The sequence below is a fragment of the Actinocorallia herbida genome, from assembly GCF_003751225.1.
Lineage (GTDB): Bacteria > Actinomycetota > Actinomycetes > Streptosporangiales > Streptosporangiaceae > Actinocorallia > Actinocorallia herbida.
In genome coordinates this window covers 5862428-5880767 of the sequence record NZ_RJKE01000001.1, presented here as the reverse complement: position 1 = coordinate 5880767, position 18340 = coordinate 5862428, and the positions used below count along the sequence as shown (strand labels likewise).

The 18340-nt window shown below is 70.6% G+C and carries 17 protein-coding genes; 11 read left to right on the top strand and 6 right to left on the bottom strand.

The window, feature by feature from the left end:
- Positions 1–91 precede the first annotated feature (91 nt).
- Positions 92–301 carry a hypothetical protein gene (locus EDD29_RS26665; protein WP_123667016.1) on the top strand — a complete coding sequence of 70 codons (210 nt, stop codon included), beginning with the start codon at positions 92–94 and terminating at the stop codon, positions 299–301.
- A 22-nt stretch (positions 302–323) separates the two neighbouring features.
- On the top strand, positions 324–1073 hold the full coding sequence (locus EDD29_RS26660) for an SDR family NAD(P)-dependent oxidoreductase (protein ID WP_123667015.1): 750 nt from the start codon (positions 324–326) through the stop codon (positions 1071–1073).
- Between the two features lie 919 nt (positions 1074–1992).
- On the opposite strand, the gene EDD29_RS26655 is transcribed toward EDD29_RS26660, so the two are convergent.
- The 4 genes from EDD29_RS26655 to EDD29_RS26640 form a co-directional block, all read right to left on the bottom strand.
- On the bottom strand, positions 1993–4056 hold the full coding sequence (locus tag EDD29_RS26655; protein WP_170201592.1) for an MMPL family transporter: 2064 nt from the start codon (positions 4054–4056) through the stop codon (positions 1993–1995).
- Between the two features lie 14 nt (positions 4057–4070).
- Positions 4071–4358 carry a hypothetical protein gene (locus EDD29_RS26650; protein ID WP_246053042.1) on the bottom strand — a complete coding sequence of 96 codons (288 nt, stop codon included), beginning with the start codon at positions 4356–4358 and terminating at the stop codon, positions 4071–4073.
- Entirely contained in the window at positions 4355–4678 is a 324-nt protein-coding gene (locus tag EDD29_RS26645) for an ArsR/SmtB family transcription factor (protein ID WP_123667013.1), read from the bottom strand. The genes EDD29_RS26650 and EDD29_RS26645 overlap by 4 nt, the downstream gene beginning before the upstream one ends.
- Positions 4679–5164: 486 nt before the next feature.
- On the bottom strand, positions 5165–6019 hold the full coding sequence (locus EDD29_RS26640; protein WP_246053040.1) for a MarR family winged helix-turn-helix transcriptional regulator: 855 nt from the start codon (positions 6017–6019) through the stop codon (positions 5165–5167).
- Between the two features lie 139 nt (positions 6020–6158).
- Between EDD29_RS26640 and EDD29_RS26635 the strand changes: the two genes are divergently transcribed.
- The 7 genes from EDD29_RS26635 (at position 6159) to EDD29_RS46465 (ending at position 11839) form a co-directional block, all read left to right on the top strand.
- Positions 6159–7025 carry a haloalkane dehalogenase gene (locus EDD29_RS26635; protein WP_123667011.1) on the top strand — a complete coding sequence of 289 codons (867 nt, stop codon included), beginning with the start codon at positions 6159–6161 and terminating at the stop codon, positions 7023–7025.
- A gap of 403 nt (positions 7026–7428) precedes the next feature.
- Positions 7429–8694, top strand: a complete 1266-nt coding sequence (locus EDD29_RS26625; protein WP_211359920.1) for an FAD-binding oxidoreductase — start codon at positions 7429–7431, stop codon at positions 8692–8694.
- Between the two features lie 57 nt (positions 8695–8751).
- On the top strand, positions 8752–9639 hold the full coding sequence (locus EDD29_RS26620) for an LLM class flavin-dependent oxidoreductase (protein WP_170201591.1): 888 nt from the start codon (positions 8752–8754) through the stop codon (positions 9637–9639).
- Positions 9636–9950, top strand: a complete 315-nt coding sequence (locus EDD29_RS26615; protein ID WP_123667009.1) for a helix-hairpin-helix domain-containing protein — start codon at positions 9636–9638, stop codon at positions 9948–9950. The genes EDD29_RS26620 and EDD29_RS26615 overlap by 4 nt, the downstream gene beginning before the upstream one ends.
- A 150-nt stretch (positions 9951–10100) precedes the next feature.
- On the top strand, positions 10101–10517 hold the full coding sequence (locus tag EDD29_RS26610) for a Clp protease N-terminal domain-containing protein (RefSeq protein WP_170201590.1): 417 nt from the start codon (positions 10101–10103) through the stop codon (positions 10515–10517).
- 663 nt (positions 10518–11180) lie between these two features.
- On the top strand, positions 11181–11528 hold the full coding sequence (locus EDD29_RS26600; RefSeq protein ID WP_123667007.1) for a hypothetical protein: 348 nt from the start codon (positions 11181–11183) through the stop codon (positions 11526–11528).
- Positions 11525–11839, top strand: coding sequence for a hypothetical protein (locus EDD29_RS46465; protein WP_211359919.1), 315 nt, complete (start codon positions 11525–11527; stop codon positions 11837–11839). The genes EDD29_RS26600 and EDD29_RS46465 overlap by 4 nt, the downstream gene beginning before the upstream one ends.
- Before the next feature lie 279 nt (positions 11840–12118).
- On the opposite strand, the gene EDD29_RS26590 is transcribed toward EDD29_RS46465, so the two are convergent.
- Both EDD29_RS26590 and EDD29_RS26585 read right to left on the bottom strand, forming a co-directional pair.
- The gene (locus EDD29_RS26590; RefSeq protein ID WP_123667006.1) at positions 12119–12565 is read right to left on the bottom strand and encodes a VOC family protein; all 447 of its coding nucleotides are present in this window, start codon (positions 12563–12565) and stop codon (positions 12119–12121) included.
- 26 nt (positions 12566–12591) lie between these two features.
- Positions 12592–13437, bottom strand: a complete 846-nt coding sequence (locus EDD29_RS26585) for an alpha/beta fold hydrolase (RefSeq protein WP_170201589.1) — start codon at positions 13435–13437, stop codon at positions 12592–12594.
- A gap of 172 nt (positions 13438–13609) precedes the next feature.
- Here EDD29_RS26585 and EDD29_RS26580 point away from each other — a divergent pair, with 172 nt between their 5' ends.
- The gene (locus EDD29_RS26580) at positions 13610–15217 is read left to right on the top strand and encodes a tannase/feruloyl esterase family alpha/beta hydrolase (protein ID WP_123667005.1); all 1608 of its coding nucleotides are present in this window, start codon (positions 13610–13612) and stop codon (positions 15215–15217) included.
- Positions 15218–15520: 303 nt separating this feature from the next.
- The gene (locus tag EDD29_RS26575; protein ID WP_211359918.1) at positions 15521–18277 is read left to right on the top strand and encodes a helix-turn-helix transcriptional regulator; all 2757 of its coding nucleotides are present in this window, start codon (positions 15521–15523) and stop codon (positions 18275–18277) included.
- The last annotated feature ends 63 nt before the right edge of the window (positions 18278–18340 follow it).

The window sequence follows — 18340 nt, the reverse complement described above, 5'->3', positions numbered from 1 at the left end:
GAAGGCACGGAATTAATTACGTGACACATCACGTTAGACGAAGCATGAAACATCACGCAAGCGGGAGAGTGGAAGAGGGAGGGAGGCGGCGATGACGAAAGCGATCATGACCGGTGACCACGCGGTCGCCCGTGCGGCCGTCCGGCCGGTGGGCGCGGTCATCGACGCTTCCGGCGCCCTGTGCGCCCGCCGCCGCGGTCGATCCGGCCGGGTGGTCACGCCGACCGACGCCGCACGGAACCGCCGCGGGCCGGAGACCGGCGAGCCGCGGACCGACGTCCTGCCGTCCACGCAGGGCTGAGACTTTCGACAGGAGCATCATCATGGGTCAGCTGGACAACAAGATTGCCCTGGTCACCGGTGGCACCTCGGGCATCGGCCGGGCGACGGCGCAGCGGTTCGCCGAGGAGGGCGCGTTCGTCTTCGTCACCGGCCGCCGCCAGGCCGAACTCGACGCCACGGTCGCGATGCTGGGCGACCGCGGCCGGGGAGTACGCGGGGACATCTCCCGCGCCGAGGACCTGGAGGAGATCTTCGCGCGGATCCGCGAGCACGGACGCGGCCTCGACGTGCTGTTCGCCAACGCCGGAGGCGGCTCCTTCGCCGCCCTGCCCGACGTCACCCCGGAGCACTTCGACCGGACGTTCTCGATCAACGTGCGCGGCACGCTGTTCACCGTGCAGAAGTCCCTCGAACTGCTCAACCCGGGAGCGTCGGTCGTCCTGGCCGGCTCGACCGCGGCCACGAGCGGCACGGCGGCCTTCGGCGTCTACGCCGCGAGCAAGGCCGCGATCCGGTCGTTCGCCCGCACCTGGGCGGTGGAGCTGGCCGGACGGGGCATCCGGGTGAACACGATCGTGCCGGGTCCGATCGAGACCGAGGGACTGCGCGGCCTCGCCCCGGATCAGACCGCGGCCGACGCCCTGGTCCGCGAGTTGGGAGAGTCCGTGCCGCTCGGCCGTCCGGGCCGCCCCGAGGAGGTCGCCAACGCCGTCCTGTTCCTCGCCTCCGACCAGAGCAGCTTCGTCACCGGCAGTGAGCTGTTCGCCGACGGAGGCGACGAACAGCACTGAGGCCTGTCTCAAAGCGAGGTCTGGAGCCGGTCGTTGATGATGGCGATGTGGAGGACGGCTTCGTAGCGGGCTGCGAGTTTCTCGTAGCGGGTGGCGAGGTCCGCTCCGGTCACCCGAACGAGTCCGCGGCGCTGGCCGCGGTGGCGGGCAAGAACCTCCTCCTCCTGCCCTGGCGCCGCTGCCACCAGCAGCAACACGCGACACAAGCACTCGAATGCGAAGCGGTCCCAGTGACCTGCTTGAGCCGGGGTGCAGGCGCACGGGTCCCGGAGCTACGCTGCGACCACCGCCACCGCCACCGGTGGCGACGGTCGCAGCGGGCAGGCGGGTCAGGCGGTCTGCACCCAGATCGGCTGCCAGTCTGTGAGGTCGTGGTAGCGGCGGAGCTCGGCGAGGCCGGAGCGGTGAGCACGTTCCCACCGGTTCGGCGGTGGACATGATCCGGGCACGGCTCGCCGCCGAGCGGTGACCTACGTCGTCGAGGAGACCGATGCGGTTCTGGAAGCGCTCGCCGATGTGCGGACCGATGGTCTTGAGGGCTACCTGGAACTGCGTGCCTAGCTGGAACTCGCCCCCTGGGGCGGTGAGCCTTACAACCGGAGCAATCCGGCGGCCGCCGATTCCAGGACCATGAGCTTCGCCGTTGGCCGGGGCCTGGCCTGGTACCTCATCCTTGAGCATGAAGAAGACGATCAACGACGTGTCGTCATCGTCGCCATGACCTGGACCGGCTGAAGCCGCGAGCACACCAGTCGCGACACGGCATGTCTCGCCAGGCGCATTGCCGGGGCGCTTCAGACAGAACCACGATCAAGCTGTCCGTCGCACGGGGGAAGCTCACACCCTGCTGAGACGGCTGGCAGCCGCTCCCGGTCTCACAAGGAATTCGGAGCCGGGACGCACTGGGGCGTCCCGGCCCTTATCCCACAAGGTCGACGGCGTCGCGGCTGAGGCGTTCCGCAGGCGGCCTGGCGTTCCTTCTGCCGGGCCACCACACGCGGTCTCCCACGTCGATGATCAGGGCGGGGATGAGGAGCGTCCGGACCACGAGGGTGTCGAGCAGGACGCCGATGGCCACGATCGCGCCGATCTGGAGGGCCATCACGATCGGCAGGGTGATCAGGGTGGCGAAGGTGGCCGCCAGCACGATCCCGGCGCTGGTGATCACCCCGCCGGTGACCGTCAGGGCGGTCAGGACGCCCTGACGGTGGCCCCGGACGGCGACTTCCTCCCGTGCCCTGGTCATCAGGAAGATCGTGTAGTCGATGCCGAGGGTGACAAGGAACAGGAACCCGTAGAGCGGCAGCGACGGTATGAAGTGCGGATGCCCGAGGAGCTGCATCAGCAGCCCGGCCGCGCCCATCGCCGCGGCGAAGGAGAGGACCACGCTCGCGGCCAGCAGGATCGGGGCGACTACGGCCCGCAGCAGCAGGACCAGCACCGCGAGGACGACCACGAGGATCAGCGGGGGCACGACCAGGTTGTCGTGATGGGAGGCCCGTTCGACGTCGAGGGTGGTCGCGGTCTGGCCGCCGACCAGGGCGCCTGTGCCGTGGAAAGCGTTCCTGAGGCGGTCGACGGTGTCCTTGGCGGCCTCGGAGTCGGGCGGATCGGCGAGGACGGCGTCGATCCTGGCGGTCCGGCCGTCGGCGGAGATCACGGGTGCGCCCACCGAGGCCACTCCGCGGACCTTCGCCGCGCCCGAGACGGCCCCGGCGGAGTCCACCGGGACGATGATCCGCGCCGGCCCGGACGCGCCGCCCGGATAGTGCTGCGCGATGAGTTCTTGCCCGACGACCGATCCGACCTTCTCGGTGTAGGTCTGCTCGGCGGTCAGCCCGGGCCGGAACCCGAGCACGCCGAGGGACAGCACGGCGAGGGCGAGCGTGCTGAGCACCCAGATCCGGCGGGGCCGCCGGTCGACGAGCGCCGCGGCCCGCTCCCAGACCCCGCCCGCCCGGCTCCGCGCCTTCGGAGCCCGGCCCGCGCGCGGCACGAACGGCCAGAACACCCAGCGGCCGAGCAGCACCAGCAGCGCGGGGAGCAGCGTGGTCATCACCGCGAACGCGACCACGATCCCCGCCGCGGCGATCGGCCCGAACCCGCGCACGTCGTTCATCCGCGCGGCCAGCAGGCACAGCATCCCGACCGTGACGGTCCCCGCCGAGGCCAGGATCGCCGGGAACGAGTGCCGGACCGCGACGGCCATCGCGGCGAACCGGTCCTCGTGCCGGTACAGCTCCTCGCGGTAGCGGGCGATCAGCAGCAGTGCGTAGTCCGTGCCGACCCCGAAGACCATGATGAGCATCAGCGCGGTCGCGTCCTCGGTGACCGTGACGCCCGCGTGCTTCCCCAGCAGGAAGACGATCCCGGTGGCGATCTGGCTGGCGAGGCCGACCGCGAACAGCGGCAGGATCCACATGGACGGGCTGCGGTAGGTGATGAGCAGCAGGATCGCGACGACCAGGGCGGCCGACAGCAGCAGTGTCGTGTCGGTGCCCCCGACGGCGTCGGAGATGTCGGACAGGGCCCCGGCCGAACCGGTGACGGCCGTCTCCAGGCCCGGCGGCGCGTCCTCGAGCCCCGCCTTGACCCTCTTGACGACGGCCTCGGGGTCGCCGTCCTTGCGCAGGGGGAAGGAGACGAGGAGGGCCTGACCGTCGGCGCTCACCGCGGTGGGCGCGATCCGGCCGTCCTTGGCGAGGGCGGCGAAGGCCGTCCGGTCTGCGTCGGCCGCGGCCCGGTCGGCCGGGGTGAGCCCCGTGGCGCGGACGTAGACGACCACGGCCTCGGGGGTGTCGGCACCGGGGAAGGCCAGCCGCTCGGCGAGCAGGGCCCGGGTCGCCTCGGAACTGCGCGGCAGCAGCAGCGCGGGGTCCTTGGAGACGATCTCTCCCGACCTGCCGGCGAGGGGTATCAGCAGGGCGGAGACGGCGGTCCACAGCGCCAGGGCGCCCCACGCGAGGAGGCGGAACCGGCTCACGGAGCGGGGCCGGTTCATTCGACGCTTCGCAGGATCTTCTCGATCGCCGCGGTGCGGGACCTGAGCTCGGCCAGGTCGGCGGCGGAACGCTGCTGGGCGTCGAGGGTGGACTCGGCGAGCTGCTCGAACCGCTGGACGAGCTGGCGCAGGTCGTCGGCCTGGTGGGCGCCGAGCTTCTGCTTGCGGGCCTCGAGCCAGCTCGAGATCACGATGCCGATCAGGATGGTGGCGATGAGGAACATGCCCAGGAAGGCGGTCACCTCCGGCCAGGCGATCGCCTCATCGGCGGCGACGGTGTTCACGACTTCTCCTTCAGGGTCAGGGTGGTGACGGCCTCGGCGAGGGTGCTCGCGGTGAGGCGGACGTCGAAGTCGGCGACTTCGTAGTACTTCATGGCTTTGCCGTCCTCGGAGAGCTCGAGGCTGCCGACGATCAGGCCGACGGCCTCCAGACGTTGCAGGTGCATGTGAAGCAGGGGGCGGCTCACACCGATCACGCGGGCGAGGTTGCTCACGTAGTCACGGCCGTTCGCCAGCTCGGCGACGATGCGCAAACGCAGGGGATTGGACAGCGCAGCCAGCATTCCGACCAGCTCGTCGCCGGTCGGCGGAGTGGCTGTCATGTCGCTCCTTCATGTGTAAGAAAACTCTGACAGGTGGAAACATAACATTTCCATCGGAGGTCGGGGAGAGGGCTCAACCCTGAGATGTCCCTGAGTCGACGCGGTCGACGAGCAGCGCCAGGGCGGCCGGGGGACGGGGTCCCGTGGCGGCCCAGATCCATCTTGATCCTGCTCTGTGCCCATCCCGTCAGCAGAATCGTTCTACTCACCACCGACGACATCACCACCGGCACCGACGGCGAGGTGCTCCTGAAGCTCGGAGACCCGCCGACCCCAGTGCCCGAGCCGTTCGCGAGTTTGCTAATCGAGTACGCGGAGGGCCCGGCAATCCGTCAGCTTGGCAGCGATTTCCATCGAGCTACCTCGGCCCTCACCGCAGCGGCTTCATCAGCCTCCCGAGCCCGATCCTCGGGAGAGAGCAGATGGATTGCGAGCTCATCCAAGGCTGAGCTTCCCCGCGAGATGGGGCGGGGTGTGTCGATCTGCTTACGGCAAGAGCTTGGTGAGAAGGGCGCGAAGTTCTTGCGCGCGGTCCGGGCCGAGGACGTCGTCGATGTAGCGCTCCATGCTCTCCAGGGCTTCACGCACTACAGGCATGCGGGCGCGGCCGAGGTCGGTGAGCTGCAGGGCATAGCGGCGTCGGTCGTGCGGGTCCTGGCCGCGGGACACGATGCCGGCCCGGACCAGTTCCTCGATGAGCGATGCGACGGCGGGCTCGGTCAGGTGCAGGTATCGGGCCAGTTGCTCTTGCGGGCAGGGGGCGAGCCGGTCCAGCGCGGGCAGCAAGGCGAAATGGCGGGTGCGCAGGCCGTGCGCCGCGAGCCGATGATCCCCAAGACGGCGCAGGCGGTAGTGGGCTTGAGCTATCAGGTGCTCGATGCTGCGGATGGCGGATGGCCCGTCGTCGGCGACGAGCATGGTCAACAGCGCGGTGAGGCGCCGCCGTTCGAGGTCGGTGAGCGCGGCGGTGACCCGGGCATCGCTGTCGGCGACGGCTTGGCGCATACCGTCCAGGGCGGTACGGCCCGCCTCGGTCAGCGACAGCATGTAGGTGCGGCGGTTGGCCGGGTTGCGAGTGCGGACGATATGGCCCGCCTCTTGGAGCCGATCGAGCAGCCTGACCATGATCGTACGGTTGATGCCGAGTCGGTGGGCGAGGTCCTGCTGGGAGGGAGCGTCCGCGTCGGCGAGGATGTCGAGCACCACGAACTCGCGCGACTGGGGCCCGTCCTTCACGGCGTGAGCGGTGACGGTCGTGAACACGCGGCGCATCAGGTGACCGGTGGTCGCATGCAGCGGTCCGGATTCGTCGTCGACGACGTTTCCTGCCTGGTCGGGCACGAGCCTCACCTCCGGGCGTGATGTTAGCAGGCTGATGCTTCTGTCAGTGATGGTTGCATCAGAATTACTTGGGAAGTTGACAGTTGGAGGAGTGTAGATCTAGGTTCCAGGTGCCAAACCAGCGAAGGGTCTAACGATCATGCACACTGTCGCCGTTCTCGACTCCCACCTCGCCTACATAGAGACCGGGCAGGGCGAGTCGCCCGTGGTGTTCCTGCACGGCAGCCCCACCTCGTCCTACATCTGGCGCAACGTCATCCCGCACGTCGCCGATCGCGCCAAGGTCCTGGCCCCTGATCTGATCGGGATGGGCGCCTCGGGAAAGCCCGACATCGGTTACCGCTTCGCCGACCACGCTCGCTACCTGGACGCGTGGTTCGAAGCCATGGAGCTGAAGGAGGCCGTCCTGGTCGGCCACGATTGGGGCGGCGCACTGGCCATGGACCGTGCCGCACGCCACCCCGACCAGGTGCGCGGCGTCGCCGTCCTGGAGACGTTCCTGCGGCCGCAGATGTGGGCGGAGCTGCCGCAGGACGTGATCGACCATTCCAAGGCGCTGCGCACCCCCGGGCTCGGCGAGCGGCTACTGCTGGAGGAGAATGCCGCCATCGAGTTCGCCCTGCCCCACCCGTTCGCCATCAAGACAGGCCTCAGCCCAGAGGACCACGACGTCTACCGCGCGCCCTACACCGACCCTGCGTCGCGCCTTCCGCTGCTCCAGTGGCCTCGCGAGATTCCCTACGACCGCGAACCGGCCGATGTGGCCGAGCGCATGGACACCTACGGCGAATGGCTCGCCGGCAGCCCCGAGGTGCCCAAACTTCTCCTCACGGTCGAGGAGGGTGTCGGTATCGCCTCCCCCGAGATCGTGGACTGGGCTCGCCGGAACATCGCCGCCCTCGAAATCGAAGGGATCGGACCCGCCGGCCATCAGGCTCCCGAGGACCAGCCCCACGCCATCGGCCAGGCCATCGCCGGCTGGCTGAACCGCCATCACCTCATCTGAGCTGGCCCGGCGCAGCTGCAACGCCACCAGCGCGACCAGCAGCTCGCCAACATCCGCCGTATCCACGGCCCGGAGAAGGAAGCGCTGGGAGTCCTGGCCATTGAGATCGAACTGGTCACAGACCACCCCTCCTGAGCGCACCACCCGGATCGGAACGACCATCCGCGCTATGCCGACGCCACCAGGCCCGCTAACGCGACTTTTCGTTCCGATGCTGGTCGACCCCGTTTCGGGCGGTGCGGATCGCGGGGTCGGTGACTTCGCCGGGCGCACGGTGTCCGATTCCTACAAGACCGCCGTCCATTGCGTCGATACGTTGACCTGCATGAACCTATCTCCAGACCAGATCTTTCGACCTGGTGAGCATGCGTATGACCAGGAGCGGGTGGGGCTCAACCGGGCTGTGGAATCGCGTCCGGCGTGCGTGGTCGGCGTGGCCGGTGAGCAGGACGTGGTCGCCGCCGTGCGGATGGCGGTGGCGCAGGGCCGGGCTGTCGGTGTGATGGCCACCGGCCACAGCCCGTCGGTGGCGGCGGACGGCGCCGTGCTGATCAACACCGGGCGGCTGAACGGTGTCGAGGTGAACCCGCAGGCCAGGTCCGCCTGGGTGGAGGCAGGGACGCGTTGGGGGCAGGTCGTGGAGCGGGCCGCCCCGCACGGCCTGGCTCCGCTCAACGGCTCCAGCCCGAACGTGGGCGCGGTCGGGTACACGACCGGCGGTGGCGCGGGCCTGCTCGGCCGCCGCTTCGGCTTCGCCGCCGATCACGTACGGCGGCTGCGCGTGGTCACCGCCGACGGCCGTCTGCGCGAGGCCGGCCCTGGCAGCGACCCCGATCTGTTCTGGGCGGTGCGCGGCGGCAAGGACAACTTCGGCGTCGTCGTCGGCATGGAGATCGAACTGTTCCCGGTGTCGCGGCTGTACGGCGGCGGCCTCTACTTCCCCGCCGACGCCACCGGCGACGTCCTGCACGCCTACGCCGAATGGACCCGTTCGCTGCCGGAGCACATGGCCTCTTCGGTGCTGCTGGCCCAGAACCCGGACCTGCCCGGCGTGCCGGCGCCGTTGCGCGGCAGGTTCGTCACGCATGTACGGATCGCCTTCAGCGGCACCGAAAGCGGAGAGGAACTGGTGCGTCCGCTGCGGGAGATCGGCTCCACCTTGATGGACACGCTGCGGGACATGCCCTACGCCGAGGTCGGCACCATCCACCACGAGCCCACCGATGCCCCCTACGCGGCCTATGACCGCAACGTGCTCCTGCACGAGATCGGCAAGGACGCGGTCGACACGCTCCTGGCCCACGCAGGACCAGACGCGCAGCCGCCGTTCATCACCGAGCTGCGGCACTTCGGCGGCGCCTACGCCCGCCCGCCCGAGCTCCCCAACTGCGTCGGCGGCAGGGACACGGTGTTCTCCCTGTTCACCGGCGCGACGCCCGCCCCCGGGAGCCGGGAGGCGCGCGACCGGTTCCTAGCGGGCATGCGTCCCTGGAGCACCGGTGGCACCAACATCAACTTCGCCGGTGTGGAGGACACCGACCCGGCCATCGTCCGCACCGCCTACCGGCCCGGCGATTACACCCGCCTGACCGAGCTCAAAGCCGTCTACGACCCCGGCAACGTCTTCCGGATCAACTTCAACATCCCTCCGAAGGGGGCGCCGGCATGACGGCGCGGCCGGATCCGCATCCCAACCTGCACACAACCACAATCACGGGAGGAAGTCTTGCGGGTCGGAATAGGGCTGCCCGCCGCCGTGCCGGACACGGACGCCACGGTCATCGGGAACTGGGCCGCGGAGAGCGAGGAGCGCGGCTTCGCCTCCCTGGGGGTGATCGACCGGCTGGTGTACGACAACCTGGACCCGCTCGTCGCGCTGGCCGCAGCGGCGGCCCGAACTGAGCGCATCGAGCTGTTGACCACTGTCCTCAACGCCGGTTACCGCGGCAACCCCGTACTGCTGGCCAAGCAGATCGGCTCGCTGGAGCGGCTGTGCGCCGGACGACTGACCGTGGGCCTGGGCATGGGCGGTTGGCCCGAGGACTATGCCGCCAGCGATGTACCGGTGACCCGGCGCGGCGCGGCGTTCGAGGCGGGCCTCGCGGCGATGCGCGCCGTGTGGCGCGGGGAGACGACTGGAGCATCCGGCCCGGTCCCCGCCCTCCCTGAAGGCCGTCCCGGACTGCTCCTGGCCGGTCTGGTACCCGCCGGGTTCGCTCGAGCCGCCCGCCTGTCCGACGGCTGGGTGGCCCCGTCCTTCGGCCTGCGAACCCTCGAACAGGGCGTCGAGGCCGTCCACCGGGAATGGACCCGGGCCGCACGCCCCGGACGGCCGCGCATCATCGTCGAGCGCTACTTCTGCCTGGGGCCCGGCGCGGCCCAGACCGCCGAAGCCTACGTGGCGCACTACTACGGCCCCGACTACCTTCCTCACATCCAGCCCGACCTGCTGACCGGCCCCGACCGGCTACGCCTGGAGATCGCCCGCCTGACCGCGGCGGGCGCCGACGACCTGGTACTGCTGCCCTGCTCGGGCGATCCCCGGCAGATCGGCCTGCTCGCCGATGCCCTCGACCAGACGCGCCGGACACCGGCCAAGGAGGCGGCGCCATGAACTCCCACGACCGGAATGACTTGGCCGGTTCCGACCTCACCGATCTGGTCAACGTTGGCCGGGCGGTGGCCGGCTACTTCGCACGCGTCGGGATCACCCGCAGCGCACAGCTGACGGGCAGGGACCCGATCGAGGTGTACGAGCAGATGTCGGCCGCCTGCGGTGAGGCCCTGGACCCGTGCCTGCTCGACACCATCATGTCCGCCGTGGACCAGGCCGAAGGACGACCCGCCCGCCCATGGTGGCACTACACCCCAGAACGCAAACGGCTGCTTACCGCAACCAGACCCACCACCAACGAAGACGCCTAGAACAAGGAACATACAAGACCAGCCCCTGCCCGGGATCGGGACCCGGTCGGGGGCAGGCAGCGTGCACGGCCGGTCACCTGCACCCGCCTGAAGCTACTGGCAGGTACCGCCAATGGCGGTCCACAGCTTCCCCAACCCTTGCACTTCGGGGTGACCGCGAACATCCTCGACAGCCTCGGCGTCACCCGCGAGAAGGTCCGCGAAGCCAGCGCCCGCCTGTTCGAGCCCGCGGTGATCGCCGACGGCGCAGGCCGGGAACGCCGGGTCGTCGGCGACGGCGAAGCCGAACAGGCCACCGCCCAAGCCCGCCGATCGGCCGCCCGGCGCGGCCAGTCCCGGTTCCGGTCCGAGCACGTCCTGTTCTGCCTGGCCGACGACTCCGGGTGCTCGGCCCGCCGCGTCCTCAATGACGCGCAGCCGCCGCAGATCCAGATACCGGGTCCGGCGACGAGTGCCCGGACGAGCCGCTCCATCGCCTTGTCGTCGTTCTGGAACTCCGCGACGATCGCGAGCTCGTCCACTCGTAGTCCGGCGCCGCAGCAAGCGCGTTTCGGGTGGAGTCGGTGAGCGTGCCGGCCTTCAACGCGGCCCGGATGTGGGTGCGGTTGCCGAGGTCGACGGTGAGGAGCGCACGGCCTGTGTGGTCGGAGGTGATTGTCGGGGTAGAGGACGAGGTCGAGGTCGAGGTCGAGGTCGAGGTCGAGGTCGTGGCCGTCGGTGACGGCGCGGGCGACGAGGACGTCGGGGTAGGCGGCTTCGGCCAGGATCGGGCCGGTCGTCCACGTCGCGGGATTCGGCCGAGAACCAGGTCGCGGGCGGCGTTGGGGCGCATGCAGCGGGCTGGGCGGTGCGGCCGCGGACGGCGAGGGCCGGGCGCGGCCACACCGCCACTCCAGCGGCTCTCCAGGCGCGATCACCGGGATTTTTTCGGCGCGCAGGTCGAGCGTGAGTGCCGCGTGCCCGCTCAGGTGATCGCCGGCCTGCCTGTTCGCCGCCGCGACCGTGCTGGGCGGCCCCCTGGACCGCTCGGTAGCACTGACCAGTGCTCGGACCAGGGACTCTCCCGGGTACCGGCCGGGTCGCCGGCGATGAGACTGGCCGCATGATCCCTTGTATCGAGGTCCTCCGCCCATCGCGATCGACAGTCCTCGGACGAACCACCGAACAGGATCCGGCCGTCAGGGCGCCGCTGCCGGGCGCTTTCCGCCGGGATCGATGAAAGGAGCGGGGGTGGACTGGTTCTGGCCGCCGATGGCGTACATGGCGTACCTGACCGGATCATTCGACACGACGGTATGGCCGATCACCGAGCCGGAGGTCCACCAGCGCCCGGTGGCCGCCGCCGAGCGCTCGCTGATCGAGGTCGTCTACGGGGTGATCGCTGCCGAGACGTCCTGCGCGAGGTGCGGAGCGCCTCTGGGTCCGCCTCGCGTCCGCAAGCGCGCCTGGCCGCTCCGGGTCACCGCGCGATGCTCCGGCCCGCGACGGCACCGCCATCGGGCCGACGTTCTCCGCACCTCGGAAGGGCTGCGCACCGGCCCCCTGACGATCACCCGACCGGCCCGGGAGCACCCGTGAAAGTGACCTTCGACTCGGTCCACGCCCTGGTCAGGGCACTTCGACAGGCCGCCGAAGCACATGCCCGCCACAAGGCGGAGCACGGCCATGACGACCCGGGCTGGCCCGCCTGGTACGCGCATCACATGGCCGGTGAGCAGACGGGTGGGGAGGCCGTGCCCCCCGCTGCTCCGCCCGATCGGTTCACCCACCTGCCCCCGCCGATCGCGCTGGAAGACACGATCGCCGGCCACCCAGCCGCTGCTCCGCCCGACCCCCAGGGCGGCCGCGACCCCGACCGCGACTTCCTCCTCCGGTACGGCGGCACGTGACGGCCTAGCGCACCTGCCTGCGGGTAGTGCCCAGGGTCCGGTGAGGATCTCCCGTGGGCCGGCTTACTCTGCACCTCTCGGCAGGGCCGTCCGATCAGCTCGTGCGGTCGCGATGGTGGCTCCGACGATGACGCGGCGCCGGGGATGAATGAGGACTCGGGCTTCTCCCCGGCAGTCCCGGTCGTATCGCAGGGCGCCGGCGACCCGCCGTCCGGCCAGGCGTTTCTCCGGAAGACGGCCGAGAGGGCGGGGCCGCCCTCTCGGCGTTTCGTGATGGTGTCAGCGGCCGGGCGCGCGCTGCGTGACCTCCTGGAGGAACCACTGGTTCCCGTCGGGGTCCTGGAACGACGCGAATGAGCCGTAGCTGGCGCGGTCAGGGTGGAGGCCGGGCACCCGCTCCGCGGTGCCGGGGTGGTGGAACGCCCCGGTGATGTCCCGGAACGGGCCGCTGACCTCGACCCCGCGGTCGGTCAGTTCCCGGCGGGCGGCTTCGATGTCGGTGACGATCAGGTGCAGCCCCAGGTAGGTTCCCGGTGCCGTGGGGGTCAGTCCGTCGCCGAAGATGATCGAGCATTCCGAGCCGGGCGGCGTCACCTGGACGACCCGGTATCCGGCCCGGACCCGGAAGTCCGCGTCGAGACGGAATCCCATCCGGTCGAGGTAGAAGAGCTTCGCGCGGTCCACGTCCGACACCGGCACGACGATGACTTCCAGCTTCATGTCCATGGCTGGGTTCTCCTTTCCGAAGGGGGTCAGCGGGTGGCGAGTGCGGCTTCTTGGATGACGTCCGCGACCAGGCCGGGGTGGGAGACCGCGACGGAGTGCGACGCGGCCACCTCGGTGGTGCGGGCGTGGGCGCGCTGGGCCATGAAGCGCTGGACCGCCACCGGAATGTTCAGGTCCTCCGTGGTGAGAACGGCCCAGCTCGGCTTCTCCCGCCACGCCGCGACCGTGGCCTTCTCCTCCAGCGCCGCCTGGGCGATCGGCCGCTGCGCCGCGGCCATCAGCGCGGCCTGCCGCGCGGGGACGTCCGCGGCGAACTGGTGGCGGAACCTGTCCTGCTGGATGTACAGCTCGGTGCCTGCGGTGCCGTCCGCGTTCGTGACGGGGACCGGGTCCAGCGCGTCGGGCAGCGTGGAGCCGGGGTACCGGTTCGTCAACTGAAGCGCGGTCTCACCCGGGGCCGGCAGGAACGCGGCCACGTAGACAAGCGCCTTGACCTGCCGATTGCCCGCGCCGGCCGCGCTGATCACTGACCCGCCGTAGGAGTGGCCGACCAGGACGACCGGGCCGTCGATGTGCGTGATCAGGCTCCGCAACGCGGCAGCGTCGGAGGCCGGGCCGCGAAGCGGGTTGGCGGCCGCGACCACCGGGTAGCCGTCGCGGCGCAGGTCGGTGATGACGCCGTCCCAGCTCGACCCGTCGGCGAACGCGCCGTGCTCGAGGACTATGGTCGGCTTCGGGCCTCGGTCCGTCGCCCCGTGGGGCGCGGCGCTCGCCATGCTCGCGAGGGGGAGGAGACCGACGGCCGCGACGGCGACCGTCGTGAGGGTACCGGCGATCAGGCGCCGTCCGCTCCGGCTCTTGGTGGTCGACATGGGAGATCACCCTCCAGTGGTTTTCCAGCGGTGTGAACCTTGCGGTCACCACTTTCGACCGCGTGTCTTCGCTTCACATCGGTCATCCGACGCAGCGTCAGATGACCGATGTGCGGAGGCCGGCGCACTGGCCAGAGTGATGGCGTCAGCTCGCTTCTCCTGAGGAGAGATCTTGAAAAGACGGCTTCTGGCGATCGCGGTGTCCGGAGTGGGACTCGCGGCCGCCGTCTACGCACCGGTGAGCGCCGCGACGGCTCCGGCGGACTCCGCCAAAACCCGGTTCACCTGCTCCGCGGGCCACGTGACCGCCCCCGCCGGCACCGAGGTGGAATCGGTGACCGCGGACCTCCTGCCGGCGGGCACCTTCCAGGTGCCCGGAGAACCGCCGCTGGGCGGCTACCCGGTGCCCGACGTCCCAGCCCGGTGCGAGGTGACGGTCACCCTGACCCACCCGGGCGCCGACGACCACGCCACCGTGCGGGTCTGGCTGCCGCGGAGCGGCTGGAACGGGCGCTTCCAGGCCCTCGGTGGTTCCGCCTATGCCGCCGGCGACAGTGGCGGCGGGCTCGCCGCCGCGATCCAGCAGGGGTACGCCGCGGCCACCACCGACGCCGGTGTCGGCGGAGCACTCGACACGAGTTGGGCGCTGAACGACTCCGGTCAGGTCGACACCGCGCTGCTGGAGAACTTCGCCGACCGCTCCCAGCACGAGATGGCTCTCGTCGGCAAGGAGGTCATCGCCGACGTCTACAGTAAGGCCGCCTCCTACTCCTACTGGAACGGCTGCTCGACCGGCGGCCGTCAGGGCTACATGGAGGCCCAGCGCCATCCGGACGACTTCGACGGCATCCTGGCGAACGCGCCCGCCGTCAACTGGAACCAGTTCGAGGTCGCCTCCCTGTGGCCGCAGGTGGTGATGAACGAGAAGCGGACCTACCCGAGCTCCTGCGAGTTCAACGCCTTCAACCAGGCCGCGGTCAAGGCCTGCGACGGGCTCGACGGGATCAAGGACGGCCTGATCGGCGACCCCGGGCGCTGCGACTATGATCCGCGCAAGCTCATCGGCACCAAGGTGGTCTGCGACGGTGCGCAGACCACCATCACCGCGGCCGACGCGGCAGTCGTCCGCAAGATCTGGGACGGCCCGCGCAGCACCTCGGGCAAGCGGCTCTGGTACGGGCTGCCGATCGGCGCCTCCTTCGACTACCTGGCCGCCTCCACCGGGACCGACGGCACGGTCCACGGCGTGCCGTTCCTCGTTCCCTCGGCGTGGGTCTCCACGTTCGTGAAGAAGCAGCCCTCGTTCGACACCTCCAAGCTCACCTACGCCCAGTTCGAAAAGATCTTCCGTCAGGCCCGTGCCGAGTACGACGACGTCATCGGCACCGCCGACCCGGACCTGTCCGCCTTCCGTGACTCCGGCGGCAAGCTCCTCACCTGGCACGGCGGAGCCGACCAGCTGATCCCCACGGCCGGCACGGTCGACTACCGCGAGCGGGTCGAGCGGGCGATGGGCGGATCGAAGCGGGTCGACGACTTCTACCGGCTGTTCCTGGCCCCGGGCACCGCGCACTGCGCCCTGTCCGGCAAGACCGACGACCTCGCGGCGCTGACCGCGTGGGTCGAGGACGGCAAGGCTCCGGACACGCTCCCCGCCACCCTCACCAATGCCGGTGGCGAGACCGTCGAACGCGACCTGTGCCGCTACCCGAAGGTTTCGCGCCACACCGGCCGCGACGCCGCCGACGGCTTCCGCTGCATTCCGGCCGCGCGGCACTGATGCACACGGCGGCCCAGTTCGGCCTGCCGCCCTGGAACACGCGCCGGGGGGTGGTTCAGCGGGGCTGAACCGCGGCGCGCAGGGTTCGAGCCCGCATCCCGGGGGGATGCGGGCTCGAACGTTTTCCCTGGCCCGTCCCCGGCGCCCCCGTACCCGGGCCCCAGCGACGGGTGCACCCCAGGGATCGGCCAGGGAGTCCTCCTGGTCCGCTCGGGTCCCTGATCGGCGAAGGTGATCGATATCGGTTGAAGGGCCCGAGGTCGATCGTCGGGCGGGGAAAGGAATGGGGGCGTTGAGTCAGTCATGATGACGCTGATCGGCCGGGAGAGCGAGAAGGAACAACTGTCCGGCCATGTGCGGGCCGCGGGCGGGCGATCGCTCGTCGTCATCGGAGAGTCGGGGGTCGGCAAGACCGCCCTGCTCGACCACGCGGCCGAGATCGCGGCGCAGGAAGGCCACCTCGTGATCCGGGCGACCGGTGTCGAGGCAGAATCCGACCTGCCCTACGCCGGGCTCCACCAGCTCCTCAGCGCGCTGCTCCCCGACATCGCCCGGCTGGAAGACGGCCGCCGCGCGGTCTTCGACGCGGTGTTCGACGCGGTCTTCGACCGGACGACTGCCGAGCTTCCCTCGGTCATGATGCTCGGCATCGCGCTGCTCGACCTGCTCTCGCGTGTCGCCGCGAAGCGGCCGGTGCTGCTGGTCCTGGACGAGGGCCATTGGCTGGACGGCTCCAGCGCCGACGTCCTCGGGTTCGCGGGCCGACGCATCTCCGCAGCCCCGGTGAAGCTGCTGGTGGCCGTCCGGGCCGACGTCCCCTCGCGCTTCGACGCCGCGGCACTGCCGGAAGTGCCGGTCGGCGCGCTCACGGACGAGGACGCGGCGCTCCTTTTGGACCAGCGCCATCCGGCTTTGCGCAGGCGTGTCCGCCAGGTGGTGCTGGACCAGGCCCGGGGGAACCCCCTGGCACTGCTGGAGTTGCCCGCCCACGTCGCGGGCTCCGACGGCAGGATTCCGGAGGACGCCTTCGGACGGCCCGGCGTGCCGCTACCGAGGCGGCTCCGGCGGCTGTACGGCACTCGCATCGCGGCCCTCACCGACGCGGTCGGTGCGGAACTGCTCATGGGAGCCCTCGACGGGGTCGGGGCGGGCTTGGGCGACCGGAGCCGGGAGCCGTGCTACCGCATGCGCGAGGTCGACGAGGCGGTGGCCTGCGGCCTGCTGGACATCGAGCCGGTCACCGGCGATGTCACCTTCCGGCATCCGCTCGTGCGATCGAGCGTCGTGCAGATGGCCACTCCTGACCAGCGCCGCGCGGCGCACGCGGCCCTGGCGCAGGTGCATCGGGACAACCCCGAGCGTCACGCCGTGCACCTGGGGATGGCCGCGGTCGATCCCGACGGTGAGGTGGCCGAGATACTTGAGGCGGCGGCCGGTGGCGCGACGCGGCGCGGTGGCGCCATCGCGGCCGTGGGTCTGCTGACCCGCGCCGCCGAACTGAGCGAGAGCCCCACCGACCGATCCCGAAGGCTCAGCAGGGCGGCCTTCGTCGCCGGGCACACCGCCCGTCTCGGCCAAGCGCACCGGCTCGTGCTGTCCGACCTTGCCGCAGGGCCGGGCCCGTCCCCGGCCTCGGTCGTGGCCACCGCCAACTTGGCGCTGTTCCAGGACGGTGCCGCGCACTGCACCCACCGGCAGGTCACGGCGGCGATCGAGAGCCTGCGCGACAGTGGGCAGGCCCGCTCCGCCGAGACCATCGACCGTCTCGTGGTCCTCCTGATCACCATCAGCCAGTACGCCGCGGACCACACCCTGTGGGAGACGACCCGGGATCTCCTGGATTCCCTGGGCGATCTGGTGACCGAGAGGTCGCGGATCTACGGCAGCACCTGGAGCGACGTGGTCCGGCACGGGAGCGGATGGTCCGAGCCGCTGGAGCGGGCCGCGGCGAACCTCCAGGACCAGGAGCCCTGGGATGTCACGCGCCTGGCCGTCTCGGCGTACCACCTTGACATCCTGAACCAGTTCCGGCCCCATCTCCAGCGCGTCGTGACGCGCGAGCTGGAGACCGGTGCGGTGCTCAGCGGCATGGTCATGCTGAACCTGATCATGCTGGAGCAGCTGGCGGCCGGCGAGTGGGACGCCGCCGAGGGCACGGCGCAGCGCGCCCTCTCGCTGGAGACCGAGCATGGTCAGGAGCTGCTGGCCCACCAGACCCGCGCTCATCTGGCGCAGCTCGCGGCCTTGCGCGGGCAGGCGGGACGGGCGCGGGAGCTGCAAGCCGTGGTCGACTCCTGGGCCCGGCCGCGCGGGGTCGGGTTCCTGACCCAGATCGTCGATGCCGCAGGTGCGGCGGCCGCGTTGAGTGCCGGTGACTACGAGACCGCTTATCTCCACGCGGTCGAAATCACCCGTCCGGGAACCTTTCAGCCGTGGTCCGGTCAGGCCGCACGCACCCTGCTCGACCTCGTCGAGGCGGCCCTCCACACCGGGCGGGCGCAGGAGGCCCGCCTGCACGCGCTCGCCGCCCGCGACGCCGGCCTCACCGACCTCTCGCCACGCTTGGCCCTGATCACCTACGGGGCGCTGATGATGACCGCCGACGATGAGAAGGAGGCCACCGAAATGTACGAGTGCGCCGAATCCCACCCGGCCGCGGCGCGATTCCCGTTCGAACTGGCCCGGATCCGGCTCGCGCACGGGATCCGGCTCCGCCACGTGCGGGACCGCGCGGCGGCGCGGCGGCTCCTGGTCCGTGCGGCGGAGTCCTTCGAACGGCTCGGCGCCGGCGGGTGGGCGGAGCGGGCCCGGACCGAACTGAGGATCACCGCGGCAGCCCCGCGCGCCTCCACGCTGAACCTGGCCTCGTTGACGTGGCAGGAACGGAGGATCGCCGGCCTGGCCGCCAGCGGAATGACGAACAAGGAGATCGGTACGCGGCTGCACCTGTCGCCGCGGACGGTCGGCTCACACCTGTACCGCATCTTCCCCAAGCTGGGCGTCACCAAGCGGGCCGCGCTGCGCGACGCCTTGAGCTGGGAGGACGAGCTCACCGCATAGGTCTGACCGGAGTGTCTCGGCGTCATCCGACCGATGTGCCGGAACCAGCCCTGAACGACAGTG